Genomic DNA, 23,476 nt, shown 5'->3' on the forward strand with positions numbered 1-23,476 from the left:
GAGAATGTGCCAAGGCACATTCTTTGTGTATACGATAAGGAAAAAGGAGTAGTAGATGATGAAAGATTTTGCATTCAATGTACCACAGGATATTATTTTTGGAAAAGGCAGTTTAAAAAGACTTCCGGAGCTTCTTGAGAAAAGTGGTTCCAGGAAGATGCTTTTGATCTCCGGACCGGTTTTGAAGAAGATCGGGATGGTAGAGAAGGTGGAAGAAATCGTAAAAGCTTCCGGTATTGAAATCGAAGTATTTACTGATGTAGAAGCCAATCCGTCTGTAGAAACGGTAAATAAAGCGACAGAGGCATACAAAAAGGCAGGAGCAACCAGTATTGTAGCTTTCGGTGGCGGAAGCCCGATGGATGTGGCAAAGGCAGTTGGTGTTCTTGCAAAATACGGCGGAGAGATCGGAGATTATGAGGGAGCACATAAGGTGCCGGGACCGATCGTTCCAATCATTGCAATCCCGACAACGGCAGGTACAGGAAGTGAAGTGACCGCATTCTCTGTAATTACGGACGAAGCAAGAAACTATAAGCTGACCGTATTCAGTTATGAGCTGATCCCGAGCTATGCCCTTCTGGATCCGGAACTTGTCATGACTTCACCGGCATCTGTAGCCGCAGCATGTGGCGTAGATGCACTGATCCATGCATGGGAGGCATATACTTCAAGAGATGCTTCTCCATTTTCCGACGCGATGGCAGAAAAGGCAATGGAACTGATCGGTGCAAATCTGCGCAGATTCGTGGCAAACCGTCAGGATGAAGAGGCGGCAGCAGCCATGCTCTCCGGAAGTATGTTCGCAGGTATCGCATTTGCCTGGGCAAGACTTGGAAATATCCATGCTATGAGCCATCCGGTAAGCGCCTATTTCCATGTGGCACACGGTGTGGCAAATGCGATCCTTCTTCCAACGATCGTAGAATATAATGCACTTGCAGACCACGGACGTTATGAGAAGATCTACAATTATATCAGCAAAGAAAAAGATCCGGTGATCGGTTTTGTACCGGAAATGCTGGTGGACGAAGCAAGAGATCTGCTTCGTGATCTTGGCATTCCGCAGCATCTTGCCGATGTTGGTGTAACGGAAGATAAGATTGAACTGATGGCTGCCGATGCCATGAAGAGTGGAAATATCATGGCAAATCCGAGACAGTCTACGATTAAGGATATTATTGCGCTTTATAAGAAGGCAATGTAGAGAAGAGATGGAATGAATCTGCAAAGATTAAAATGAAGTGGGAAAATCCAGAAAAAATTCTGAGAGAATGTATTTAGCAGAAGAATAAAAAAAGACGGTTCAGGGGATATGAATCAGCAGGAGCTGGTTTGTATCCTCTGTTTTTGTATCTTATAACAGAAAACTGGAAGAAGTAGGATTTTCGCCTATATTTTTATAACGCGAGAGTGCATGAGGCAGGAAAGAATAAATGTGAGTACATAGGAAAAGAATCTCACGCATATAGTAAAAAGAGTAGAATGGAAAAAGAGGGATGTCCGGATGCTGCACCGGCTGTTTTATGGAATAATCAGTTTTTTATGTTTTACATGGCTTCTGGTGAGCTGGGGAGTGGTAAGTAACGGAAGGATCGAATTGATAAAAATGAATGAGAAAACGGTAGAAGCATCCTATGACACAGGTGGAACAGATACGCAGCATCAGGAAAAGCAAAAGATTGCCCTCACCTTTGATGACGGTCCACATCCTTCTGGTACGCCTGTTCTTCTGGACGGACTTGCAGAGCGGAATGTGAAGGTTACGTTCTTTGTAATTGGGGAAAATGCAGTGAAGTATCCGAAGCTTCTGACAAGAGAGGCAGAGGAAGGACATATCATCGGAAATCATACTTACAGCCACGTGGATCTCACCAAAATGTCCCAGGAAGCAGCGGAGTGCGAACTGGAAAAGACTAATGCCGCGATCGAAGCAGTCACTGGAAAAAAGACGGAATATATGCGGCCGCCTTATGGAGCCTGGAAGAAGGAGATGGAAGAGAATACCGGCATGATTGCGGTGCTATGGAATGTGGATCCGCTTGACTGGAATACGGATAACGAGACAGAAATTGTCAATAAAGTAGTGACGGAAACGGAGGAAAATGATATTATTTTATTACATGACTGTTATTTGTCTTCGGCGAAGGCGGCACTTCGTATTATTGATATCATGCAGGCAAAAGGATACGAATTTGTGACAGTCGATGAATTGCTGCTGGATTAAAGGAGAGGTTTTGATGGATTTATTTGATTATATGCGGGAGACGACAAAGGAGAAAGAATCGCCCCTTGCCTCCAGACTGCGTCCGACGACTCTGGATGAGGTAGTTGGACAGCAGCACATTATCGGAAAGGACAAGCTTCTGTATCGTGCGATCAAAGCGGACAAATTAAGCTCCGTCATCTTTTACGGTCCTCCGGGAACCGGAAAGACGACGCTTGCAAAGGTGATTGCCAATACTACAAGTGCAGAGTTTACCCAGATTAATGCTACGGTTGCCGGGAAGAAGGATATGGAAGAAGTGGTGAACAAGGCAAAAGAGCTGAAAGGGATGTACCAGAAGCGGACGATCCTTTTCATCGATGAGATTCACCGTTTTAACAAGGGACAGCAGGATTATCTGCTTCCGTTTGTCGAAGACGGCACGATTATTCTGATCGGGGCGACGACGGAGAATCCGTACTTTGAAGTGAATGGAGCGCTTCTTTCCAGATCAAGCATTTTTGAACTGCGTCCGCTGTCGCAGGAGGAAGTGGAGACGCTGATCTTAAGAGCGGTGCAGGATGAGAAAAAAGGAATGGGAAGTTACCATGCGGTGATCGAGGAGGATGCCCTGCATTTCCTTGCGGACCTTGCCGGTGGAGATGCCCGGTCTGCCCTCAATGCAGTGGAGCTTGGAATCCTCACAACACCGAAAAGTGAGGACGGTCAGATCCATATTACGCTGGATGTTGCATCGGAATGTATACAGAAGCGGGTTGTGCGATATGATAAGACCGGGGATAACCATTACGATACGATTTCTGCATTTATCAAAAGTATGCGCGGTTCCGATCCGGATGCGGCGGTGTATTATCTGGCAAAGATGCTGTATGCGGGGGAGGATATCAAATTTATCGCCCGCAGGATCATGATCTGTGCATCGGAAGATGTGGGAAATGCAGATCCGATGGCACTGAATGTGGCGGTCAGCGCAGCGCAGGCGGTGGAGCGGATCGGAATGCCGGAGGCGCAGATCATTCTGTCGCAGGCAGTTCTTTACGTGGCGACAGCACCGAAGAGCAATTCGGCATGCAATGCAGTCTTTGCGGCGATGGATAATGTGAAAAAATATAAGACAACCGTTCCGGTACATTTGCAGGATGCACATTATAAAGGTTCTGCAAAGTTAGGACACGGAATCGGTTACAAATATGCGCATGATTATCCGAATCACTATGTAAAACAGCAGTATCTGCCGGATGAGATCCGGGATGCGGTGTTCTATGAAGCGAGTGACAACGGTTATGAAAAAACGATCAAAGCGCATATGAAACGGATCAGGGATGAGGCGTAAAGTGACCTGATGATTTCCGGTTGGCAAAAAAGAAGCGGCTACTCATGCGTCAACTGTAAAAAGGACTGACACGAAAGGGAACAACGAGATTCGCACAGAAAATCACTGCATTCACGCAGAAAGGATTGATTTGCCACAGACACTCTGCTACCATAACGGTAAGCAGAAAGGAGTGAAGAATATGGGAGCAGTTCAGGACAGCTATATCACAATTGCATGGCTGGTTCTTCTGGTAGTACTTCTGGTGATCGAGATCATAACGGTGGGACTTACAACGATCTGGGGAGCAGGAGGTGCGCTGGCGGCACTGATCCTGAATATTCTGGATGTACCGTTTGCCGGACAGGTGGTTACATTTTTTGTTGTGACAATTTTACTGCTTGTATTTACCAGACCATTTGCAATGCGGTTTATCAATACCCGCCGTCTGAAGACGAACTATGAAGGAATCATCGGAAAGACGATCCGGATCAGCCAGAAGGTAGATAACATCGGGCAGACCGGTATGGCAGTGGTAAATGGTACGGAGTGGACGGTAAGATCCGAACAGGATGACGTGATCCTGGAACCGGGGACACTGGCGAAGGTCGTCAACATATCCGGAGTAAAGTTAATCGTACAAAAATATGAGGAGGACTAAAAGATGATGGGACTTATTATTTTAGTAATTATTATTGTGATCGCATTATTGCTTCTGACTTCCTGCATCAAGATCGTGCCACAGGCAAAGGCACTGGTTATCGAACGTCTTGGTGCATATCAGGCAACATGGAGTGTAGGACTTCATTTTAAACTGCCGATCATTGAACGTGTGGCAAGAAGAGTAGACTTAAAAGAGCAGGTAGTTGATTTTGCACCGCAGCCGGTTATCACAAAGGATAACGTAACCATGCGGATCGATACCGTTGTATTCTACCAGATTACAGATCCGAAGATGTTCTGCTACGGAGTAGCGAACCCGATCATGGCAATCGAGAATCTGACAGCGACCACTCTTCGTAACATCATCGGTGATCTGGAACTTGACCAGACACTGACATCAAGAGAGACGATCAATACGAAGATGCGCGCATCTCTGGATGTGGCAACGGATCCATGGGGAATCAAAGTCAATCGTGTAGAACTGAAAAATATCATTCCGCCGGCAGCAATCCAGGATGCAATGGAGAAACAGATGAAAGCAGAACGTGAAAGACGTGAAGCCATTCTCCGTGCAGAAGGTGAAAAGAAATCTACTGTCCTTGTTGCAGAAGGTGAAAAAGAATCTGTGATCCTAAAAGCGGAAGCTGAAAAACAGGCAGCGATCCTCCAGGCAGAAGCAGAAAAAGAAAAGAGGATCAAAGAGGCTGAAGGTGAAGCGGAAGCCATCCTTAAAGTACAGCAGGCAAATGCAGACGGTATCCGTTTCATCCGTGAAGCAGGTGCAGATCAGGCAGTGCTTACCATCAAGAGTCTGGAAGCATTTGAAAAGGCAGCAGACGGCAAGGCAACAAAGATCATTATTCCGTCAGAACTGCAGTCACTTGCAGGACTTGTAAAAAGTGCCAAAGAAGTGATCAAAGAAGATTAAAGCTAATCAGATAAAAGAAAAGAGAGGAAAGGTGACAAAAAGATGACGGAGGTATTGATCCTGGAAGATGAACCGGCTTCGCTTCAGGCGTTGTTAGAGATTCTTACCGCATATTCGGATGATATCCGCGTCCACAAGGCATCTTCCCTAAAAGAGGCAAAAGACCTGCTGGATCAGGAAATCCGGTATGGTCTTTTCCTTTTGGATGTAAATCTAAGTGGCGAAGACCGGGAGGATATCGGTGGGATTTTGTTCGCAAGAGAGATACGGGAGAGGTTTGAATATACATTTACCCCGATCGTGATGGTGACTGCCATTGGCAATATGGAAATGCAGGCTTACCGGGAGCTGCACTGTTACCAGTATATTATGAAGCCATTTCGCAGGGAGCAGGTGGAAGAGGTTGTTCAGAAGGTGCTGGAAAAAGAGAGTAGGGAGAAACCACCGGTGATTGTTGTGAAAAAAGACGGGATCAATTATCAGCTGAAATGCGAGGATATCCGTTATCTGGAAGCGATACCGAGAGGAACAAGACTGCATCTCGTGACGGAGAACTGGGATGTCCCTTATGTGACTCTCAGACAGATGCTGCTTAAGATGCCAAAAGGGATGTTTACACAGTGCCATCGGATGTATGCGGTCAATAAAAATGAAGTTGAATATTACGATACCGTCAACCGGATCATCCGGATCAAAAACTGTCCGGATACGGTGGAAATCGGTGTGACATACAAATCGGTGATCGGAGGACTGTTAAATGGCTGATTGGGTACGCAAATTTCTATATCGTATTTTCTGCGTAATGGCACTTATGGTATCAGTCTATCTGATCGTGGATTTTCTGATCAGCGGTACCTTCGATTACCGGGTGTTTATCATGTTTGTTCTGATGGTGATCGTTGTAATCTGGGGAATTGTGGACTGGCGAAGTAATTATGTACTGATACGTCAGAAGGAAAATGAACTGCGGCTTTATCAGAACTATCTGATTCCGCTGGAAGAACTGGTCAAAGAAATCCGTGCCAAACAGCATGAATTTGACAATCATCTGAATGCAATCCTGAATATGCATCTGACCATCGACAATTATGAAGAGCTGGTAGCAAAGCAGTCCGCTTATATCACTGGAATAGCCCGGGAAGATGACAGCAGGAAATATCTTCCGCTTCTGAAGATCAGCGATAAAATCCTGGCAGGATTCATCTACAGTAAAATTGTCCGTGCACCGGAATATGTCCAGACCGATATCCGGGTATGGAATAAAGAAATCGTATCCGGAATCTCCGAACATCACCTGATTGAGATTGTGGGAACCCTGATCGACAATGCATACGAAGCCTGTACCGAAGAAAAAAATCAGGTACTGATTGAAATTGATTCCCAGAATGATAAGCTTATCTTCACGATAAAGAATCCGGTAGAAGGAATCGGACTTGGTGAGATCAGTCATTTCTTTGAAAAAGGATTCACCACCAAAGAAGATGAGAAAAAGCATGGACTGGGACTTTATAATGCGAAGATGCTCGTGAACCGTTACCACGGAGAAATTACGGTGGGAATGGAGAAAATAGAAGAAAGGAAATTCATCAGTTTTGTGGTGGTTATTTAGGCAGATCGGAATATGGGACGGTCTGCTTTTTTGCAGGTTGTGGTCGGGCGCGGACAGAAAACAAATGGAGCGGATTCCTTTGTGCTGACCATTCCGATGAGCCACTTAAGGCGAAAATTGTGTCAGCAAGGGCTTCCACAATTTTTGTGTCTCATCTCCATAGCACAAACATGGAATCCTTATCCATTTGTTTTCTGTCCGCGCCCGGGATTCAGCTCTTTTGGAGCAGACCTGGTATTCATAAATTTTCAATGATCTGGTTAAGATGTGCCTAATTAACGATGTAGATTTGATATTTGTAGTGGAGAGACATTGGTTTACTTACAAACCAGCGATACCAAAAAACGAACGAACCCCACATTGTGCTGGGGCGAAAATCCAGGTTCGCACCAATACAGTAGAAAACGGGCAAGGATACAAAATAACCCCAACAGATTCGATTGTTGTGCTATGGAGATGAGACGCAAAAATCGTGGAAGCCTCTGCTGAACACGATTTTCGCCCTAAGTGGCTCATCGGAATGGTTAGCACAACGGAATCAGTTGGGGTTATTTTGTATCCTTGCCCGATCACAACCCTGAATTGCGAACTGTCTTTCCCCCATCACAACAACTGAGCCATCAACCACGCATAGACAACCTGATTTTTCTTTTGCCAGTTGAGTGCGATTGCCGCCGCTTCTTTTTCGGTCGGCACAGAAAGTGTCAGATCGATCAGTGGTTCGTGATTTTCAAAGACCTGGCAGCGCACGGAGTATTCTTCCGCCGCATTTTTCTTGTAATCTGCTTTGACGGAAACTTCATTTTTCAGGTCATACTGTTTTGCCTGTAAAAAGTGGTCGATGTCATCTTGGATAGATTTTGAAATCTTATCCCGGAAGAGATGAACCGTCTCCGCACCATCCTCCGTCAGATGGAAAAGAGTGCGGTTGTGAGTGGATTCTTTCAGGATGAGACCACCGTCCGTAAGTTCAGAAAGAGCCTGCTGGAGTTTGAAATAATCGGTATATCCTTTATCCAGGACAAATTCAGAAATCTGGGAGTTGGTCAGAGGAAAATCAACTTTGTCCAGCATGTATAGAATGATGAGTTTATAAAGTGTAAATGCTTCTGCCATAGGGCTGCCTCCTTAAAATGTAGTATATTCTTTCCCCTGCCAGAGATTCTGCTCTTTTAAATAGCGCTGCATCTGATTGAGTACTAACCGTTTATTGCCGGTCCAGAGCGGTGCGATAAGAAGAGATTTTGGTCCGTCACCGGTCAGACGGTGAATGACAATATCCGGACGGAGCGAAGCGATACATTTTCCAAGCAGATGAAAATAAGCGTTCATATCTGGAATATAAAAAGGTTCCTGCCTGTAAAGATCTGCCAGATCGGTATGCTTCAGAACGTGGAGAAGCTGCAGCTTGATTCCGTCAATCGGAAGAGTGTTCAGATAATGGATGGTTGCAAGCATATCTGCTTCAGATTCTCCCGGAAGAAATAAAATTACGTGGGTGATGATCTGTACCCCAATCGCATGAAGGGAATGGACCGCCTGCTCAAAGACGGGAAGTGGATAACTACGGCGCATCCAGTTGGCAGTGCGTTCGTGGATCGTCTGAAGTCCAAGCTCTACCCAGACCGGTTTAATGGCATTTAGTTCGGCAAGCAGTGTAAGGATTTCAGGTGAAAGGCAATCCGGACGGGTTGCGATAGATAAAATGCGTACTTCCGGATCAGAAATCGCCTCGGTAAAGATCCGGCGCAGATGACAGACTGGTGCATAGGTATTGGTATATGCCTGAAAATAGGCGATATAGCTGTGCCCGTTGTATTTGGGGCGGACAAGGTCTTTTCCATAGGCAAGCTGATCGGCAACAGAAAGAGAAGAAGAAGCGGCAAAATCGCCGGATCCGCCTTCGCTACAGAAGATACAACCGCGTGTGCCGCAGGTTCCGTCCCGGTTCGGACAGGAACAGCCTCCGTTTAAAGAAATCTTGTACAGTTTCTCACCGAAATTCTGTTTCAGATAGTAGTCCAGTGCATAGTAGCGCCGTTCTCCCCAGCGCCGGGGATTTTCTTTTTTGTAAGTAAGCCCGCAGGATATTTCCTGCGGGCGATTGCTATCATGGGTCCTTGTATTCATAAGATTAAATCAGAGCTTTGACAGCTTCGCTTACAATCTGTGATACGCGTGGGTCAAAAGCTTCCGGAAGAATATTGTTCTCGTTAAGCTCTTCATCCGGAACCAGTCCAGCGATTGCTTTTGCTGTGGCAAGCTTCATCTCTTCGGTGATCTGTGGCACACGTCCTTCTAATGCACCTTTAAAGATACCAGGGAAAGCGACAACGTTGTTGACCTGGTTCGGGAAGTCAGAACGTCCGGTTCCGACAACTTTTGCGCCTGCAGCTTTTGCAAGATCCGGCATGATCTCCGGTACCGGGTTTGCCATTGCGAAAAGGATCGCATCCTTATTCATAGAAGCAACCATTTCCTGGGAAACAATGTTCGGGGCAGATACACCGACGAAGATATCAGCACCCTTGAGTGCATCAGCAAGTGTGCCGGTCTCATGGTCAAGGTTGGTCACTTTGGTCATTTCTTTCTGCATCCAGTTCAGGTTCGGTGAATCAGCAGAGATGATTCCGTTGATATCACACATAGTGATTTTCGGGAAGCCGTAGGTAAGAAGAAGCTTTGTAATTGCAACTCCGGCGCTTCCGGCACCATTTACAACGATCTTACAGTTTTCTTTTTTCTTGCCAGTTACTTTAAGGGCGTTGATGATACCTGCCAGAACGACGATGGCGGTTCCATGCTGGTCATCGTGGAATACAGGGATATCAAGAAGTTCTTTTAAACGGCTCTCAATCTCAAAACAGCGCGGGGCAGAGATATCTTCCAGGTTGATTCCGCCGAAAGCAGGTGCAATATTGACAACGGTCTTAATAATCTCTTCTGTATCCTGGGTATCCAGGCAGATCGGAACTGCGTTGACTCCGCCGAATTCTTTGAAAAGAACTGCTTTTCCTTCCATAACAGGCATGGCGGCTTTGGCTCCGATGTTACCAAGTCCGAGAACGGCACTACCGTCGGATACTACAGCGATCGTGTTGGCTTTCATCGTGTATTTGTAGGCTGCATCCGGGTCCTTTGCAATGACCTTGCATGGCTCGGCAACGCCTGGTGTATATGCGATTGCGAGGTCTTCACGAGAGTTTACGTGTGACTTTGCAGTAGTTTCAATTTTTCCATTCCATTTTTCATGCATTTCAAGTGCTTGTTCGATTGCTGACATTTTCATACGTCCTCCTTTGATTACAGTTTTGCTGCTCTTTTATGATAACATTCTTCTGATATGAAAGCAAATCAAAAAACTTCTTTCCATTTTGTGCAAAATGTTGTATACTTGGGTTTATCAAAAGCAAATTAGTCAGTTCAGACAAGATTTCCCAATGTTAAAAGTTTAATATTTTTTTGGATAAGAAAAGTAATTGGAATAAAGGAGGAATATAGAACATATGACGAGAGAAAAATATGAGTCCCTGCCTCTTTCTACGTTAAAAGAGGTGGCAAAAACGCGCGGACTTCGCGGAATTTCAACGTTGAAAAAAGCAGATCTGATCGATCTTATGCTGGAAGAAGATGACAAAGATTCAATAAAAGAGGCGAAGGAGGAAGTAAAATCCGAAAAAGCCGGAACTGCAGATATTGAACAGCTTGACAGTGGACGTACGGTGAATGGAATTCTGGAAGTCATGGATGGATACGGATTTATCCGTTCCCAGAACTATCTGCCGGGCGATGAAGATGTATATGTATCACCATCGCAGATCCGCAGATTCAGCCTGAAGACAGGGGATATCCTGACAGGAAATACAAGAGTAAAGATACAGTCCGAAAAATTCAGTGCGCTTCTGTATCTGACCAAGATCAATGGAATGTCTCCGGCAGAAGCAGCACGCAGAATGAACTTTGAAAATATGACACCGATTTTCCCAAATGAACGTCTCAGACTGGAAGCGGGAAAGAGCAGCACGGCAATGCGTGTTATGGATCTGATCTCTCCAATTGGTAAGGGACAGCGAGGCATGATCGTATCACCGCCGAAAGCAGGTAAGACAACCCTGTTAAAGCAGGTGGCGCTTTCTATGAGGAAGAACAATCCGGAGATCCATCTTCTGATCCTTCTGATCGATGAACGTCCGGAAGAAGTAACTGACATCAAAGAAGCCATTGAAGGGGATAATGTGGAAGTCATTTATTCGACATTTGATGAGCTTCCGGAGCATCATAAACGTGTGTCAGAGATGGTAATCGAGCGTGCAAAACGTCTGGTCGAGCACAAAAAAGACGTTGTGATCCTTCTGGACAGCATTACCCGTCTGGCAAGAGCATACAACCTGGTTGTTCCACCGAGCGGACGAACCCTGTCCGGTGGTCTTGATCCGGCAGCACTTCATATGCCGAAACGTTTCTTTGGTGCAGCGAGAAATATGCGTGAGGGCGGAAGCCTTACTATCCTCGCAACCGCACTTGTAGATACCGGAAGCAAGATGGATGATGTCATCTACGAAGAATTTAAAGGAACCGGTAACATGGAGCTGGTGCTTGACCGGAAGCTTTCTGAAAAGAGAATCTTTCCGGCAATCGATATCCCGAAATCCGGAACCCGGAGGGAGGATCTGCTTCTTACGAAAGAGGAGCAGGAAGCAGTAGATATTATGCGCCGTGCATTAAACGGAATGAAGTCAGATGAAGCGGTAGACAGCATTCTGAATATGTTTGACCGCACGAAAAATAACGTAGAATTTGTCCAAATGGTCAAAAAAACAAAGTTTATTTAGAAAATTACTTGCATTTAGAAAAAAACTATGTTATGCTAACATAGCTGTTTAAAGATATTAGCCGCGTGAAAGCGCGTAAAACGAATAAAACAAGAAGAGGTGAAAATCATGAAAGAAGGAATCCATCCAGATTACTATCAGGCAACTGTAACTTGCAACTGTGGGAATACATTCGTAACAGGTTCTACAAGCAAAGAAATCCACGTAGAAATCTGCTCTAAATGTCATCCGTTCTACACAGGACAGCAGAAAGCAACTCAGGCCAGAGGTCGTGTTGACAAGTTTAACAAGAAATACGGAATTCAGTAATAAGAGAATTCAACAGGCTGGGATTGTGAAATCTCAGCCTATTTTGTGTATACGATGAATTAAAAAGGACATAACAGAATATGAAATCTTCGAATATTGGTGGTCAGGCTGTCATCGAAGGCGTGATGATGAAGAATAAAGACCGTTATGCGGTTGCGGTAAGAAAGCCTGACGGAGAGATAGAAGTTACAACAGATACATATAAAAGTGTAGTTGGAAAATATACGGCACTTACGAAGCTCCCTTTTGTCAGAGGAATCTTTAATTTTGTTGATTCTCTGGTATTGGGGATGAAGACTTTGACCTGGTCAGCAAGCTTTTATGAGGAAGAGGAAGAAAAAGAGATGACCGAAGCCGAAGAAAAGAAGCAGGAGCGTATGGAAAAGCTTTTGATGACGCTGACGATGGTTGTATCTTTTGCACTTGCGATCGGTATTTTTATGGTACTTCCGTATTTTTTGTCAGATCTGCTGAAGAAATGGATTTCTTCCTATACAGTTCGGATTATCATTGAGGGAATCATCCGCATTGTGATTTTTGTTGCTTATGTGGGTGGAATTTCAGTAATGAACGATATTAAGCGTCTGTATCGCTATCATGGCGCGGAGCATAAGTGTATCAACTGTATTGAACATGGACTTCCACTGACTGTTGAGAATGTTAGAAAGAGCTCTAAAGAACATAAAAGATGCGGAACCAGCTTCATGCTGTTTGTCATGATCGTGGGAATCGTTCTCTTATTTTTTGTAAGGGTAGAATCTCCGCTGATGAGAGTGATTGTGAGAATTGCACTTCTTCCGGTGATCGCAGGAATTTCTTATGAGCTGATCAAATGGGCAGGAAGCAGTGAGAATCCGATCGTGTGTATCTTAAGTAAGCCGGGACTTTGGCTGCAGGGGCTTACGACAAAAGAACCGGACGATGAGATGATCAAAGTTGGTATCGCATCGGTAGAAGCGGTATTTGACTGGAAAGCATATTTGAGAGAGAATTTCGGATATAAGGAAGAGGAGTAAAAGCTGTGACCTATCAGGAAGCATATCAGAAAGCCACAGGCGAATTGAAAGCGGCAGGGATCCCGGAGCCGGAGAGTGATGCCTGGATCTTGCTGGAGCATGTGACCGGCATGACAAGGACCAGGTATTATGTTGATGGCTTTGGGAAGATGCCGGAAATTGAAGAAGACCGGTTCTTTGAACTGGTGAGCTGCAGAAAAACCCGGATTCCGGTGCAGCATCTGACCGGGGTACAGGAATTTATGGGATATGAATTTGCGGTCAATGAACATGTACTTGTGCCGAGACAGGATACGGAAATTCTTGTAGAGGAAGCAGAGAAGAGACTGCGCCTAATGAAAAAGAAAAATCCGATAAGGCTGCTGGATATGTGTACCGGTTCCGGTTGTATTCCAATCAGTCTGAAGCTTCGAAATCCGCAGATTTTCATAGAGGGAGCAGATATTTCAGAAGAGGCTCTGAAAGTGGCTGGGGAAAATGCCCGAAAACTCGGAGCAGACGGTGAATGGATCCGGACCGATATGTTTGAAAATATCACAGGAACTTTTGACATGATCACATCGAATCCGCCTTACATTCCGACAAAGGTGATTGAGGAGCTGGAAGCAGAGGTACGTTTCTATGACCCGTATGAGGCGCTGGATGGAAAAGAGGATGGGCTTTATTTTTACCGGATCCTCGCGGCAGAAGTTCCAGACTATCTGACAGATGGCGGCTGGCTTATCATGGAGATCGGGCATGACCAGAGTGCAGATGTGGAAAATCTGCTGAAAGAGGCAGGTTTTGAACAGGTTTCGACGCAAAAGGATCTGGCAGGTCTTGACCGTGTGGTAAGTGGCGTGTACAATAGGCATAGCAAATAACAGGAGGAAAAGAAATGTTTGATAAATTAGAAGATCTGCTCATTCGTTATGAGGAGATTATGGGTGAGCTTCAGGAGCCGGATGTGGTCAATGATCAGTCACGTTTCCGCAAGCTGATGAAAGAACAGAATGATCTGACCCCGATTGTTGAGGCATATAAAGAATATAAAAACTGTAAACAGAATATAGAAGACAGCCTGTTTCTTCTGGAGGAAGAATCCGATGAAGAGATGAAGGAGCTGGCAAAAGAAGAACTCAGTGAGTCTAAGAAGAGAGTCGAAGAGCTGGAACAGGAGCTCAAGATCCTCCTTCTTCCAAAGGACCCGAACGATGACAAGAACGTTATCGTGGAGATCCGTGCAGGTGCAGGTGGAGATGAAGCTGCCCTTTTTGCGGCTGAGATCTACCGTATGTATGTACATTATGCAGACAGCAGACGATGGAAGACAGAGATGATTTCCCTCAATGAGAACGGAATCGGCGGATTTAAAGAAGTCGTATTTATGATCACAGGACAGGGAGCATATTCCCGTATGAAGTACGAAAGTGGTGTACACCGTGTACAGCGTGTGCCGGAGACAGAAAGTGGCGGACGTATCCATACTTCAACCATTACCGTAGCAGTGATGCCGGAAGCAGAAGAGGTTGACGTTGTGATCGATGAAAAAGATATCCGTATCGACGTAATGCGTGCATCTGGTAACGGTGGTCAGTGTGTCAATACAACAGACTCTGCTGTACGACTGACTCACTACCCGACAGGAATCGTGATCTACAGCCAGACAGAAAAATCACAGCTGCAGAACAAAGAAAAGGCATTCCGGCTCCTGCGTTCTAAGTTATATGAACTGGAACTGGAGAAACAGCAGTCTGCAGAGGCTGAGGCAAGAAGAAGCCAGATCGGTACCGGAGACCGTTCCGAGAAGATCCGTACTTACAACTTCCCACAGGGACGTGTGACCGATCACAGAATCAAGCTTACGCTTCATAAGCTGGACAGTATTATGAACGGAGATCTGGATGAAGTCATTGACAGCCTGATCGCAGCAGACCAGGCAGCGAAGCTGGCATCGATGAATGAGGCAGTATAAGCTGGTAAAATCGGATAGAGAAATTAAAGGGAGTATGAAAGCCGGGAGAGAGGCTTTCGTACTTCCTTTTTGTGTTTTTGGAAAAATTTGTGGTAAAAAATGAAAGAATAGGTACGTGTAAAAATGGCATTTTAGTGAATGATGGATTAATTGGATTCGTGCAAGGAATCTTGAAATGGCTGAAAATGTATAAAACATTTCCTGAAATCGTCGACACGGCGTGTAGACAATCCAATGTGTTGCTTTCATGGTCTCATTATCGAACTTTATTACAAGTTAAAGACCCTGAAGCACGTGCTTGGTATGAAAAAGAAGCCGCAGAACAGATCTGGAGTGTTCGGACTTTGCAACGCAACGTATCTTCTCAGTATTATTATCGTATGCTTAAAACTCAGAAAAAAGAGTTTGTAGAACGGGAAATGAAGAAACTGACAGCACCGTATCAAAATGATAAGTTAGAGTTTATCAAGAATCCTGTAGTTGCAGAGTTCTTAGGATTTTCACAAAACTCAGAAAATCAAAGTCCAGATTTTATACTACAAGTTGATTGTATTTATTTTTCGATTTGCTTATACTGTAAACAAAAGTGAGATACTTATTACAACAGTTGATATGGATAGGATGCATCAAAATCACTTATAACTAATTGGGAAAAAGCAGAACGGAAGGGATGGAGTTGATATGTAAGATGAAACTTGATTGTTTTCGTGGATTCTTGTAAAATGATTTTATAGAGAGATGGGTACAGAAAAAGCAGGAGGTGATAATCACCGATGACAAAAGATGAAACGTTCTTAGAGCATATGGAAAGATACAAAGAAACGATAAAAAATCTGACTGTGATGTGCGATATTCTTGCGCGGAATGTTTTTAAAGACAGGAAAGCCTGTGAGTATGTTCTTCGAATTATTATGGATGATGAAGAACTCACAGTTATTGACAATGAAGTGCAGATGGATTTCAAGAACATGCATGGAAGAAGCACGGTACTGGATTGTGTGGCAAAGAATGGAAAAGGACAGATATTTAACGTCGAAATACAGCAGGATAATGAAGGAGCACATCCAAAACGGGCGAGATATCATTTAGGGATGCTTGATGGAAATGTTTTAGATCCAGGCGAATTTTTCGATAAGCTGCCGGAGACTTATGTCATTTTTGTAACTCAGAATGATACGCTTGGATATGGACTTCCGATTGCTCATATTGATCGGAGAATAAAAGAGAATGGCAAAGCTTTTGAAGATGAAGCACACTTTATTTATGTGGATTCCAGCAAAGATGATGGTGGTAAGCTTGGAAAACTGATGCATGATTTTCGGGTTAAGGAAGCGAAAGATATGCAGGCGGGCGCATTGCAAGACCGTGTGCGGGAACTCAAAGAGACAGAGAAAGGAGTGGAACATATGTGCAGGGAAATGGAAGAACTTTGCGATGAAGCAAGAATGGATGAGAAGAAAGATGTAGCATATTCTCTCGCTGAACGGAAGATGAGCGTTGAGGATATTTCTGAAATTATAAAAGTAAATATTGAAACCGTCAGAGGATGGCTTTCAGGACGTACTCCTGCAGCAAAATAGTAATAGGATACCCTCATACAGGACAAGAAAATAGAAATGTCTTGTATGGGGGGATTTTTATATACCGAAAACAAAATTCAGAAAATCAAAGTACAGGTTTTATACTACAAGTATATTGTATATACCCTTCGATGTGCTTATACTGTTAAACAAAAGTGAGATACATATTACAACAGTTGATATGGATAGGATGCATCAAAATCGCTTATAACTGATTTAGACAAAGCAGAACAGAAGGGCTGGATTTGATATGTCAGATAACAATGAGAAGCAGAATAATGGATTGAAGATAGAGAACGAAAAAACAGATACTGAAGATATAAGGCAGCAGAATGAAGGGGATACTGTATCAGAAAAGAAAACTGTTAGGTTGTTCGGACATAAAATTACCCGTAAAAAAATCTATACAGCGTGCGCAGGGGCTGTTTGTGCAGCACTTCTTGTGGGGAGTTATGCGATGGTAAACAGTGATTCCGTAACTCCTGATACAGATTCGGCAGCTAAAGTGACGGAAATACAGACAAAGGTGAAAACAGATAAGAAAGAAGAGAAGGTTCAAGTTACCGATTCGGACGCAGATACAAAAGAGAGTGTGAAGAAAACGGAAACGGCACAGGAGACTGTAAAGAAGAAAAGAGAGGAAACTGAGAGCCAGGAAAAAGTCGCTTCTAACAATAAATCCAACACGAACAGTAGTGTTTCTGAGAATGCGAATAAGTCCGATAAAGGAACCAATAGTGTGTCAGGTGGTAGAAAGGAAAATGTTAGTTCCAATTCCAGTGCGATAAGTTTCAGCGGCTCTGGTTCTGGTAATGTTACAAAGCAGGACAGTACACCGTTGCATCAGCATAATTATAATATTCCTATTATAAAGATCGTTCATCACGATGCAGTGTATAGCACGGTTCACCACGATGCGGTGTACAACACAATTTATCACGATGCAGTGTACCAAGAGCGTTCTATTTGCAATCAATGTGGTGCAGATATCACTGGAAATGAAGCAGTGCATTTCGAAACGTCATTGCTAAGTGGAGGCAATTGTGGTTCTTGTCATGGAGAATATGTAACTGTATCAAATGCATGGAACGAACAGGTGCTTGTGAGTGATGCATGGGATGAGCAGGTACTTGTGAGTGCGGCTTGGGATGAAACAGTGACAACGGGTTATAAGTGCAGTTGTGGCGCAATGAAGTAGATAAGTAAGTGAGTGTCTGACTCGTCAGGCTTCAGGAATGGCTTATAGATAGTATTTCTACGGTAAAATAGGTTCGATTTGGAATCCTGAAATGGCTCAAAGTGCACTATATAATGTTAAATAAACGGTTGTAACGAAAATATATAAAACATTCGATAAAGAATATGTAAATTGAAAATGAGATAAAATCAGTGGAGGATAAAAAATATGGATTGCGTGTGGAGTGATCTATATCAAGCGGCACGAAAGGTGCTGAAACCAAGAGCTGTTTCTAAGATTATTGAAGCAGGTGGTGTTGCGGCTGCGGTTGAATCCGTATCCGGAAAGATTTATGTTGGAGTTTGTGTGGATACTGCCTGCACATTGGCGTATGTGCTGAAAGAAATGCCATTTTTAATAAGATTACAAATGGCGAAGATGAGATACGTCGTGTGATAGCGATTGACCGGGAGGGGAAAGCAATTCCGCCTTGTGGAGCCTGCCGTGAGCTTATGACGCAGTTAATGCCTGAGAATTATCGTAACATAGAAATTATGATGGATTATGAAAAGAACCGGGTAGTGACACTTGGAGAACTTACACCGGAATGGTGGATATAAAGAATGTGATATGGAAGCTACAGAACAGACCTGTTTTGTGGCAAGGCGGCAGGATAGAAAAGAAAACAGAACAGAATTATAACATCCCAAAGCATACAGAATCAGGAAACAACATCCAGATTTTGCTAGACTGTAATCACAGAAAGGGAGTGAGCACAATGAATTGGATACAAGGAATACAAAGAGCGATTGATTATGTAGAAGTCAATATCACAGAAGAAATTGATTACGAAGAAACAGCGAGACAGGCATATTCTTCTCCGTTTCATTTTCAGAGAGTATTTGGTATCTTGTGTGGAATGTCGCTCGGTGATTATATCCGCATGCGTAGGCTTTCACTTGCAGGAGAAGAATTGTCCAAAGGAAATGCAAAAATCATTGATATAGCGCTGAAGTACGGATATGATGCGCCGGAAAGTTTTTCCCGTGCCTTTACCCGGTTTCATGGTATTTCGCCAAGCGAAGCAAAGCGTGGCGGAAAAGTTAAGATCTTTACTCCTCTGTCTGTAAAATTAACTTTAACAGGAGGCAGTAAGATGGATTACAGAATTGAAAAAAGAGATGCGTTTCAGGTGGTGTGCAAAAGAAAAAGAGTTGGAAAGCCGCAGACGGCAAATGCCACTCCGGACATTACTGCAATGTGGCAGGAGTACGGTATGGATGGAACGGTGAAAAAGCTAATAGGCTGTATGCCGGAAAATCCGGTGATGAAGGGGCTGCTTGGCATTTGCTTTTCGTCTGAATTAAATGCAAAACAGTTCCCATATGGAATCGGTGTAGAGTATGATGGAAGGGAAATTGATGACGATTTAGAAGTAGTCACAATTCCGGCAAATACTTATGCGGTATTTACAAGTAAGGGCAAAATGCCAGATGCTTTTATCAAAACATATAACCGGATTGTTACCGAATTTTTCCCGCAGAGTTCACAGTATGAGTATGCTGAAAATGTAGAATTTGAAGTTTATTCGTCAGCGGATATTTCAGATCCGAATTATCATTGTGAAATCTGGATTGCGGTGAATGAGAAGAAATAATTGTGAGAGGATACCCTCATACAGGATGAGAGAATAGAAATGTCCTGTATGGGGGATTTCCCATGTACAGAGAAAGCAAAGATTCAGGAAATAACAGTATAGATTTTATACTATAAGTATATTGATTGTTTTCGTGGATTCTTGTAAAATGATTTTAGAGAGATGGGTACAGAAAAGCAGAAGGTGATAATCACCGATGACTAAAGATGAAACACTCTTGGATGCTTGATGGAAATGTTTTGGATCCGGGTGAATTTTTCTATAAGTTGCCGGAGATTTATGTCATTTTTGTGACTCAGAATGATACGCTTAGATATGGACTTCCGATCACCCATATTGATCGGACAATAAAAGAAAATGGAAAGATGTTTGAAGATGAAGCACACTTCATTTATGTGGATTCGAGCAAAGATGATGGCGGTAAGCTTGGAAAACTGATGCATGATTTCCGTGTTAAGGAAGCGAAAGATATGCAGGCAGGCGCATTGCAAGACCGTGTGCGGGAACTCAAAGAAACAGAGAAGGTAGTGGAACATATGTGCAGGGAAATGGAAGAGCTTTGTGATGAAGCAAGAATGGACGAGAAGAAAGATGTAGCATATTCTCTTGCTGACAGAAAAATGAGTGTTGAGGATATTTCTGAAATTATAAAAGTAAATATTGAAACCGTCAGAGGATGGCTTGCAGGACACACTCCTGCTAAAAAATAGTAATAGGATACCCTCATACAGGTCAAGAAAACAGAAATGTCCCGTATGGGGGATTTTTATATACCGAAAAACAAAACAGAGGCGTTGAATGAACATACAACAATTAACTTACATTGTAGAAATCGCAAATTGCAAAAGCATTTCCCGCGCAGCAGAGTACCTTTTCGTCTCGCAGCCTGCCCTGTCCCAGCAGATCCGTAATCTGGAAAAGGAACTGGGATACCGCGTGTTTCGCAGGACAAGCAAGGGGCTGGAGCTTACGGAAAAAGGGAAGCTTTTCTACGAAAAAGCACAGAAAATGCTGGAGGACTGGAATCATTTTAAAGAGGAAGTGATTTCAGGGACAGAACATAAAAAATTAAAGATTGGACTTGGAGCCAGAGTGTATTCCAACCGACTATTTCCAAAGATTGCCAGATATTTTGAAAAGCATCCGGAGCTGGAGGTTACGTTTTATACAGAAGCCGGACTGGATGCGTATGCGGCGATCAAAGATGGATCCCTTGATATGGCACTGGACCGGATGCCGGAAAATGAAATTGGTATGGAGAAATGTGTCTGTTTTGCAAAAGAACTGATTCGTGAGAAGCAGTGCATACTGGCGGCACCGGATCATCCGCTCGCACAGAAAGAAAATGCTTCAATTATGGATTGCAGGGAATATACCATGCTCACGGGACTGGAACATTCGGTGGAAGACCGCCTGCTCAGAAAGACATATGGAGAGCAGAATATTACATGGAAGAGAGTCATCCGTTCGGACAGTATTGATACAGTGATGAAGATGGTGAAAAGTGGAAGCGGGATTGCCATTGGACCACAGTCATTTGCGGAATACTATGGTGTCACGGCAGTGCCGCTGGTTCCTGCCAGGCAGGACAGTCTTTATTTTGCCTGCCTGAAATCAAAGAAAAAAGAGCCGGAGATACGGGATTTTCAGAGGTATCTGGCTACTCTGGTTTCCAGTGTTTGTCCAGATTAAATCCGCGTCCCTGTACTTCCTGTACCTGGGAAACGATGATAAAACTTTCCGGGTCGATCAGATGGACATTTTTCTCAAGCTGGACAAGCTCGCGGTTGGAAATGACGGTGAGTACCATGTTCAGCTGCTGACTGAGATAACCGCCCTGAACCGGAATGATGGTTGCACCACGGTCGATTTGCTTAAGTACAAAATTGCGGATTTCATCCGAATGTTTGCTGATGATCTGGACGGCAATCCGTGAAGTGCCGCTGACGATCAGCTTATTCATGACAAGCGTGTAAATGATCACATACAAAATTGCATAGAGTACCTTGTCAACCGGCTGATAAAGCGCCTGTCCCAGGATGACAAAGAAGTCGATAATGTACAGACCGGCTGAAACCGGAAAACGGAAATATTTATTCAGAATCAGCGGAGGAACATCAACGCCTCCGGTAGAAGCGCCGGTACGGATGATCATCCCAAGAGAGATTCCGATTCCGATCCCTGCAAAGAGTGTGCAGAGGATCAGGTTGTCCGTCAGGACATAATCTCCAAGGATCTGATTGAAAAATTCCAGTGCAATCGGATACATGAAAGAACTTAAAATTGCGGAAAGAGTATATTTTTTTCCGAGAAAAATATAGGCAAGCACCAGCATGACAATGTTAAAAGCGAGTACCAGCGAGGAAAGTGGGATCCCGGTTATGCGTTGCAGGATCAGTCCGATTCCGGTTGTGCCTCCGGCAACAAGGTCGGCAGGAAGAAGAAAAACTCTTGCCGAGAAAGCGTTGAGAATATTTCCCAGACAGATGATGAGAACAGAAGAGATCTGTTCTTTTCTTTTTGCGGTAAGATTCATTGGTTAGTACCTCCATAAGTCGATACCTCTAATTTAGGAGAAATGGAAGCAAATTGGAAATACATTCTGTGAATAATGATATAAGAAAAACTTATAACGCAACCGTCATTGTGTTCTTGAAAAAGCACCAGAATATGCTAAAATTGATATAAATGAGAGAACATGAGGAGGTACAAAAGATGGGACATATTGTACAGCGTCTGGTCCGGAATGCCATCATGCAGGCAGTGAACCAGGCGATCCAGAAGAAGACACAGCAGGAAGCTGCAAAGTTTGGAAATGAATGGAAGGGAAGTTTTCACTGCCTGGTGTCCGGGTATTACAGCGGGATGACCGTCAAATATCTGATGCTTCCATTTGCAATCTTCTGTATTCTGTGTGCGGCAGGAAGCGGAATTGCCGGAGGGCTGACCTACAGTATCTGGTTTATCGTGATCGCAGTGGTGTGCCTGATTACGCGCAATTATGGAATGAAAAAGATGCGAGTCATCATTTACTGGGACAATGGCATGGCGTTTTATGATAAGGATGGCAATGAACTCGTACAGCTGCCACGGACCGCCATCGATCAGATGACAGTAAAAAACAGTAAGATTACCATATTGTGGGACGGCAAAGAGTATAAGATTATCAGAAACCCATTCGATAACGAAAAAGAAGTACGGGAAATGCTTAATTTCTATGGAAAAGACAGATAAGGAGTGACAGAAAATGATAACAAAAGAAGGAAGCTCTGATCGCACAGACCATCGAGGCAATGCGCACTTTCCTACCATAAGCAGGAGATTTAGGACATGAATTTTCAGATCACAGAATATTGCCATCACATTTTAGAAGAATATATAGAAGAAGGGGATATCTGCATTGATGCCACCGCCGGAAACGGCGGTGACACGGAGTTTCTGTGCAAAAAAGTCGGAGAAACCGGAAAAGTCTATGCTTTTGATGTGCAAGAGATGGCGATTGCTCACACCAGAGAACGCCTCGAAAGAGCGAATCTGTCTGCACGAGCTGAACTGATCCTTGACGGTCACGAAAAAATGCAGACCTATGTAAAAGAAGAAGCCAAGGCCATCATCTTCAATTTCGGCTATCTCCCCGGCGGCGACCACGAAATCGCAACCCATCCATCAACAAGCCTCGCCGCCATCGAGTCAGCCCTTAACCTGCTCAAAAAAGGCGGCGTCATAAACCTCTGCATCTACAGCGGCGGCGACACCGGCTACGAAGAAAAAGAAGCCATTTTGAATTATCTCAAAACATTAGACTCAAAAAAATGGCTCGTAATCGTAAACACTTACTACAACCGCAAAAACGATCCCCCACTCCCGGTATTCATCTATAGACTAAAATGATTTTATAGCTGATTACATTTGCCACATTTTGAACAGAGAAGCAAAATCCCTTTATTGTAAACATACTGGTTTTATCAGATGACTGGATTCAGAAAACAGTAATTGGATCAACTGAATCAACAAAGCTGTTTTGCGCTTTTTATGTCTGTCAAAGAAAATCATACCGGAACAAATGAACAAATAAAGCCGTTTTTGCGGTTTCCTGTTTGGCAAAAAAACTTTGTACTGGGGCAACAGTCACAACCAGTAAAGTAGATCTGCCAGGTACCCAAATAGAACATGCCAGATTCCATCCGAGGCAATGGAGATGAAACTCAGGCA

26 protein-coding genes are annotated in these 23,476 nt (G+C 43.9%); 22 read left to right on the top strand and 4 right to left on the bottom strand.

All coding sequences use genetic code 11. The features are described 5' to 3' along the window. Positions 1–58: 58 nt before the first annotated feature. From ACYQ5K_RS03630 to ACYQ5K_RS03660, 7 genes are all read left to right on the top strand, one after another. A complete protein-coding gene (locus ACYQ5K_RS03630) occupies positions 59–1,207 on the top strand; it encodes an iron-containing alcohol dehydrogenase (protein WP_178025327.1) in 1,149 nt (382 codons plus the stop codon). Between the two features lie 300 nt (positions 1,208–1,507). Then, the gene (locus tag ACYQ5K_RS03635; RefSeq protein ID WP_178025322.1) at positions 1,508–2,227 is read left to right on the top strand and encodes a polysaccharide deacetylase family protein; all 720 of its coding nucleotides are present in this window, start codon (positions 1,508–1,510) and stop codon (positions 2,225–2,227) included. A 13-nt stretch (positions 2,228–2,240) separates the two neighbouring features. Next, on the top strand, positions 2,241–3,560 hold the full coding sequence (locus ACYQ5K_RS03640; protein WP_173688355.1) for a replication-associated recombination protein A: 1,320 nt from the start codon (positions 2,241–2,243) through the stop codon (positions 3,558–3,560). Positions 3,561–3,741: 181 nt separating this feature from the next. Continuing rightward, positions 3,742–4,200 (top strand): NfeD family protein, encoded by a 459-nt coding sequence (locus ACYQ5K_RS03645; protein WP_173688354.1) that lies wholly within the window; start codon positions 3,742–3,744, stop codon positions 4,198–4,200. A 3-nt stretch (positions 4,201–4,203) separates the two neighbouring features. Further along, positions 4,204–5,130, top strand: coding sequence for an SPFH domain-containing protein (locus ACYQ5K_RS03650; protein WP_173685095.1), 927 nt, complete (start codon positions 4,204–4,206; stop codon positions 5,128–5,130). Positions 5,131–5,172: 42 nt separating this feature from the next. Then, a complete protein-coding gene (locus ACYQ5K_RS03655) occupies positions 5,173–5,895 on the top strand; it encodes a LytR/AlgR family response regulator transcription factor (RefSeq protein WP_178025324.1) in 723 nt (240 codons plus the stop codon). Further along, positions 5,888–6,739 carry a sensor histidine kinase gene (locus ACYQ5K_RS03660; RefSeq protein WP_173688352.1) on the top strand — a complete coding sequence of 284 codons (852 nt, stop codon included), beginning with the start codon at positions 5,888–5,890 and terminating at the stop codon, positions 6,737–6,739. Before ACYQ5K_RS03655 ends, ACYQ5K_RS03660 begins: the two co-directional genes overlap by 8 nt. Positions 6,740–7,342: 603 nt before the next feature. Here ACYQ5K_RS03660 and ACYQ5K_RS03665 read toward each other — a convergent pair. Genes ACYQ5K_RS03665 through ACYQ5K_RS03675 form a run of 3 tightly spaced genes read right to left on the bottom strand, consistent with a single transcriptional unit; the run spans position 7,343 to position 10,022 of the window. Next, entirely contained in the window at positions 7,343–7,855 is a 513-nt protein-coding gene (locus tag ACYQ5K_RS03665) for a DUF4364 family protein (RefSeq protein WP_173688351.1), read from the bottom strand. Positions 7,856–7,867: 12 nt separating this feature from the next. Continuing rightward, positions 7,868–8,869 carry a tRNA modification radical SAM protein MnmL/YtqA gene (locus ACYQ5K_RS03670; RefSeq protein ID WP_243868789.1) on the bottom strand — a complete coding sequence of 334 codons (1,002 nt, stop codon included), beginning with the start codon at positions 8,867–8,869 and terminating at the stop codon, positions 7,868–7,870. 4 nt (positions 8,870–8,873) lie between these two features. Further along, a complete protein-coding gene (locus ACYQ5K_RS03675; protein ID WP_173688424.1) occupies positions 8,874–10,022 on the bottom strand; it encodes an NAD(P)-dependent malic enzyme in 1,149 nt (382 codons plus the stop codon). Between the two features lie 223 nt (positions 10,023–10,245). On the opposite strand from ACYQ5K_RS03675, the gene rho reads away from it, so the two are divergent. The 13 genes from rho (at position 10,246) to ACYQ5K_RS03740 (ending at position 20,956) form a co-directional block, all read left to right on the top strand. Further along, positions 10,246–11,571, top strand: a complete 1,326-nt coding sequence (gene rho / locus ACYQ5K_RS03680) for a transcription termination factor Rho (protein ID WP_173688350.1) — start codon at positions 10,246–10,248, stop codon at positions 11,569–11,571. A 108-nt stretch (positions 11,572–11,679) separates the two neighbouring features. Next, positions 11,680–11,880 (top strand): 50S ribosomal protein L31, encoded by a 201-nt coding sequence (gene rpmE / locus ACYQ5K_RS03685; protein ID WP_008369554.1) that lies wholly within the window; start codon positions 11,680–11,682, stop codon positions 11,878–11,880. Between the two features lie 80 nt (positions 11,881–11,960). Then, positions 11,961–12,896, top strand: a complete 936-nt coding sequence (locus ACYQ5K_RS03690) for a DUF1385 domain-containing protein (protein ID WP_173688349.1) — start codon at positions 11,961–11,963, stop codon at positions 12,894–12,896. Positions 12,897–12,901: 5 nt separating this feature from the next. Next, positions 12,902–13,759 carry a peptide chain release factor N(5)-glutamine methyltransferase gene (gene prmC, locus ACYQ5K_RS03695; protein ID WP_173688348.1) on the top strand — a complete coding sequence of 286 codons (858 nt, stop codon included), beginning with the start codon at positions 12,902–12,904 and terminating at the stop codon, positions 13,757–13,759. Positions 13,760–13,773: 14 nt separating this feature from the next. Further along, a complete protein-coding gene (gene prfA, locus ACYQ5K_RS03700; RefSeq protein ID WP_173688347.1) occupies positions 13,774–14,850 on the top strand; it encodes a peptide chain release factor 1 in 1,077 nt (358 codons plus the stop codon). Between the two features lie 89 nt (positions 14,851–14,939). Beyond that, positions 14,940–15,440, top strand: a complete 501-nt coding sequence (locus ACYQ5K_RS03705; protein ID WP_330586013.1) for a DUF1016 N-terminal domain-containing protein — start codon at positions 14,940–14,942, stop codon at positions 15,438–15,440. Positions 15,441–15,623: 183 nt separating this feature from the next. Further along, entirely contained in the window at positions 15,624–16,430 is an 807-nt protein-coding gene (locus tag ACYQ5K_RS03710; RefSeq protein WP_243259176.1) for an Rpn family recombination-promoting nuclease/putative transposase, read from the top strand. A gap of 250 nt (positions 16,431–16,680) precedes the next feature. Beyond that, a complete protein-coding gene (locus ACYQ5K_RS03715; protein WP_173688346.1) occupies positions 16,681–17,628 on the top strand; it encodes a hypothetical protein in 948 nt (315 codons plus the stop codon). A gap of 207 nt (positions 17,629–17,835) precedes the next feature. Beyond that, positions 17,836–18,063 (top strand): hypothetical protein, encoded by a 228-nt coding sequence (locus ACYQ5K_RS03720; RefSeq protein ID WP_330586012.1) that lies wholly within the window; start codon positions 17,836–17,838, stop codon positions 18,061–18,063. Beyond that, the gene (locus ACYQ5K_RS03725) at positions 18,060–18,227 is read left to right on the top strand and encodes a hypothetical protein (RefSeq protein ID WP_330586011.1); all 168 of its coding nucleotides are present in this window, start codon (positions 18,060–18,062) and stop codon (positions 18,225–18,227) included. Before ACYQ5K_RS03720 ends, ACYQ5K_RS03725 begins: the two co-directional genes overlap by 4 nt. A 158-nt stretch (positions 18,228–18,385) precedes the next feature. Beyond that, entirely contained in the window at positions 18,386–19,264 is an 879-nt protein-coding gene (locus ACYQ5K_RS03730) for an AraC family transcriptional regulator (RefSeq protein ID WP_173688345.1), read from the top strand. Between the two features lie 206 nt (positions 19,265–19,470). Further along, entirely contained in the window at positions 19,471–19,974 is a 504-nt protein-coding gene (locus ACYQ5K_RS03735) for a hypothetical protein (protein WP_459777270.1), read from the top strand. A gap of 88 nt (positions 19,975–20,062) precedes the next feature. Then, on the top strand, positions 20,063–20,956 hold the full coding sequence (locus ACYQ5K_RS03740; RefSeq protein WP_173689488.1) for a LysR family transcriptional regulator: 894 nt from the start codon (positions 20,063–20,065) through the stop codon (positions 20,954–20,956). On the opposite strand, the gene ACYQ5K_RS03745 is transcribed toward ACYQ5K_RS03740, so the two are convergent. Beyond that, the gene (locus tag ACYQ5K_RS03745) at positions 20,925–21,800 is read right to left on the bottom strand and encodes a YitT family protein (RefSeq protein ID WP_173689487.1); all 876 of its coding nucleotides are present in this window, start codon (positions 21,798–21,800) and stop codon (positions 20,925–20,927) included. The genes ACYQ5K_RS03740 and ACYQ5K_RS03745 overlap by 32 nt on opposite strands. Before the next feature lie 179 nt (positions 21,801–21,979). Here ACYQ5K_RS03745 and ACYQ5K_RS03750 point away from each other — a divergent pair, with 179 nt between their 5' ends. Further along, complete coding sequence (locus tag ACYQ5K_RS03750) at positions 21,980–22,498, top strand: hypothetical protein (protein ID WP_173689486.1); 519 nt, start codon at positions 21,980–21,982, stop codon at positions 22,496–22,498. Between the two features lie 96 nt (positions 22,499–22,594). Then, complete coding sequence (locus ACYQ5K_RS03755) at positions 22,595–23,155, top strand: tRNA 5-(aminomethyl)-2-thiouridylate-methyltransferase MnmM (RefSeq protein WP_173689485.1); 561 nt, start codon at positions 22,595–22,597, stop codon at positions 23,153–23,155. The last annotated feature ends 321 nt before the right edge of the window (positions 23,156–23,476 follow it).

It is taken from the genome of Allocoprococcus similis, assembly GCF_054660775.1.

Excerpts from the sequence above, each read along its gene's own strand:
- ACYQ5K_RS03720 (WP_330586012.1), top strand. The coding sequence starts at position 17,836 with ATGGATTGCGTGTGGAGTGATCTATATCAAGCGGCACGAAAGGTGCTG.
- rpmE (WP_008369554.1), top strand. The coding sequence starts at position 11,680 with ATGAAAGAAGGAATCCATCCAGATTACTATCAGGCAACTGTAACTTGC.
- ACYQ5K_RS03675 (WP_173688424.1), bottom strand. The coding sequence starts at position 10,022 with ATGTCAGCAATCGAACAAGCACTTGAAATGCATGAAAAATGGAATGGA.
- ACYQ5K_RS03740 (WP_173689488.1), top strand. The coding sequence starts at position 20,063 with ATGAACATACAACAATTAACTTACATTGTAGAAATCGCAAATTGCAAA.
- prfA (WP_173688347.1), top strand. The coding sequence starts at position 13,774 with ATGTTTGATAAATTAGAAGATCTGCTCATTCGTTATGAGGAGATTATG.
- ACYQ5K_RS03630 (WP_178025327.1), top strand. The coding sequence starts at position 59 with ATGAAAGATTTTGCATTCAATGTACCACAGGATATTATTTTTGGAAAA.
- ACYQ5K_RS03750 (WP_173689486.1), top strand. The coding sequence starts at position 21,980 with ATGGGACATATTGTACAGCGTCTGGTCCGGAATGCCATCATGCAGGCA.
- ACYQ5K_RS03745 (WP_173689487.1), bottom strand. The coding sequence starts at position 21,800 with ATGAATCTTACCGCAAAAAGAAAAGAACAGATCTCTTCTGTTCTCATC.
- ACYQ5K_RS03655 (WP_178025324.1), top strand. The coding sequence starts at position 5,173 with ATGACGGAGGTATTGATCCTGGAAGATGAACCGGCTTCGCTTCAGGCG.
- ACYQ5K_RS03645 (WP_173688354.1), top strand. The coding sequence starts at position 3,742 with ATGGGAGCAGTTCAGGACAGCTATATCACAATTGCATGGCTGGTTCTT.
- ACYQ5K_RS03650 (WP_173685095.1), top strand. The coding sequence starts at position 4,204 with ATGATGGGACTTATTATTTTAGTAATTATTATTGTGATCGCATTATTG.
- ACYQ5K_RS03730 (WP_173688345.1), top strand. The coding sequence starts at position 18,386 with ATGAATTGGATACAAGGAATACAAAGAGCGATTGATTATGTAGAAGTC.
- ACYQ5K_RS03640 (WP_173688355.1), top strand. The coding sequence starts at position 2,241 with ATGGATTTATTTGATTATATGCGGGAGACGACAAAGGAGAAAGAATCG.
- ACYQ5K_RS03715 (WP_173688346.1), top strand. The coding sequence starts at position 16,681 with ATGTCAGATAACAATGAGAAGCAGAATAATGGATTGAAGATAGAGAAC.
- ACYQ5K_RS03710 (WP_243259176.1), top strand. The coding sequence starts at position 15,624 with ATGACAAAAGATGAAACGTTCTTAGAGCATATGGAAAGATACAAAGAA.
- ACYQ5K_RS03755 (WP_173689485.1), top strand. The coding sequence starts at position 22,595 with ATGAATTTTCAGATCACAGAATATTGCCATCACATTTTAGAAGAATAT.
- rho (WP_173688350.1), top strand. The coding sequence starts at position 10,246 with ATGACGAGAGAAAAATATGAGTCCCTGCCTCTTTCTACGTTAAAAGAG.
- ACYQ5K_RS03660 (WP_173688352.1), top strand. The coding sequence starts at position 5,888 with ATGGCTGATTGGGTACGCAAATTTCTATATCGTATTTTCTGCGTAATG.
- ACYQ5K_RS03735 (WP_459777270.1), top strand. The coding sequence starts at position 19,471 with ATGAAACACTCTTGGATGCTTGATGGAAATGTTTTGGATCCGGGTGAA.
- ACYQ5K_RS03665 (WP_173688351.1), bottom strand. The coding sequence starts at position 7,855 with ATGGCAGAAGCATTTACACTTTATAAACTCATCATTCTATACATGCTG.
- ACYQ5K_RS03690 (WP_173688349.1), top strand. The coding sequence starts at position 11,961 with ATGAAATCTTCGAATATTGGTGGTCAGGCTGTCATCGAAGGCGTGATG.
- ACYQ5K_RS03670 (WP_243868789.1), bottom strand. The coding sequence starts at position 8,869 with ATGAATACAAGGACCCATGATAGCAATCGCCCGCAGGAAATATCCTGC.
- ACYQ5K_RS03635 (WP_178025322.1), top strand. The coding sequence starts at position 1,508 with ATGCTGCACCGGCTGTTTTATGGAATAATCAGTTTTTTATGTTTTACA.